At 48.3% G+C, this 1,514-nt stretch carries 1 pseudogene; it reads left to right on the top strand.

Going from position 1 to position 1,514, the window contains the following annotated elements:
* Positions 1–1,514 (top strand): annotated as a pseudogene (locus OI18_RS22495) (SprB repeat-containing protein); the annotation flags it as partial.

Genomic DNA, 1,514 nt, shown 5'->3' with positions numbered 1-1,514 from the left:
ACTTCGCCGGTACAGACAACTGCTACTGCATCTAATCTTATCGCTGGAACCTATACGGTAACTGTTACCGATGCAATGGGTTGTATCACTACGGCTACGGTAACGATCACCGAACCGCCATTGCTTGCCGCAAGCACTACCACAAACAACGCATCCTGCTTCGGTACGGCCACCGGATCAGCAACTGTAAATGTTACAGGTGGAACCGCACCATACACTTATTCCTGGAATACCCTGCCGGTACAAACTGGTGCAACAGCAACAGGCCTTACTGCCGGCACTTACACCGTTACCGTGACCGATGCTGCAGGTTGTATTACAACTACTATGGTTACCATCACCGAACCACCAGTCCTGAACGCCAGTGCTTCCTTCATTAACGCTTCGTGCTTCGGTACTGCAACAGGATCTGCAACTGTGAACGTGAGCGGCGGCAGTGCACCGTTTACCTATAGCTGGAACACTTCACCTGTACAAACTGGTGCAACAGCAACAGGCCTTACTGCCGGAACTTATACGGTTACGGTAACTGACGCTGCGGGTTGTATTACAACGACTACGGTTACCATCGCAGAACCTACACAGCTTACGGCATCAACAATAGGTAGTAATGTATCGTGCTTCGGTTCTGCGACCGGATCGGCCACCGTGAACGTAAGCGGTGGAACCTTACCATACACTTACTCCTGGAACACCCTGCCAGTACAATCCAGTGCAACTGCAACAGGCCTGGCTGCCGGAACCTATACCGTTACGGTAACTGATGCTGCAGGTTGTATCACAACCACTACGGTTACCATTACAGAACCTACACAGCTTACGGCAACAACAATAGGTAACAATACATCGTGCTTCGGTACTGCGACCGGATCAGCAACTGTAAATGTTACAGGTGGAACCGCACCATACACTTATTCCTGGAGCACGCTACCGGTACAAACTGGCGCAACTGCAACCGACCTAACAGCAGGAACTTATACTGTAACGGTAACTGATGCTTCAGGTTGTAGTACCACCACAATAGTTACCATTACCCAGCCAGCATCAATATTGCCTGCCTTTGATATTGTTGGTGAGTTATGTCAGAATACAATTGCTCCATCTTTACCTACAACATCAGACAATGGCATTACCGGCATTTGGACACCTTCTATCATTAATACGTCTATTTCGGGGTCAACGGTATATACATTTATACCTAATCCTGATCAGTGTGGTTTAGCCACAACATTGGTCATAGTAATTAATCCCATAAAAGTTAGCACTACCAATGTCACCATCTGCGCGAGCCAGTTACCCTATAGCTGGAATGGCGAGACCTATACCACCACCGGCACTTATGAAAGGACATTTGTAAGTGCAACTGGTTGTGATTCCATTGCTACCCTTAACCTGGTGGTAAATGAGATCCTGACCAGCACAACCAATGCCACCATCTGCGCGAGCCAGTTACCCTATAGCTGGAATGGCGAGACCTATACCACCACCGGCACTTATGAAAGGACATTTGTAAG

Source organism: Flavihumibacter solisilvae (assembly GCF_000814475.1).
In the GTDB taxonomy this organism is placed as follows: Bacteria; Bacteroidota; Bacteroidia; order Chitinophagales; family Chitinophagaceae; genus Flavihumibacter; species Flavihumibacter solisilvae.
The sequence above is the reverse complement of the archived record's forward strand: the minus strand, read 5'-3'. Positions and strand labels throughout refer to the sequence as shown.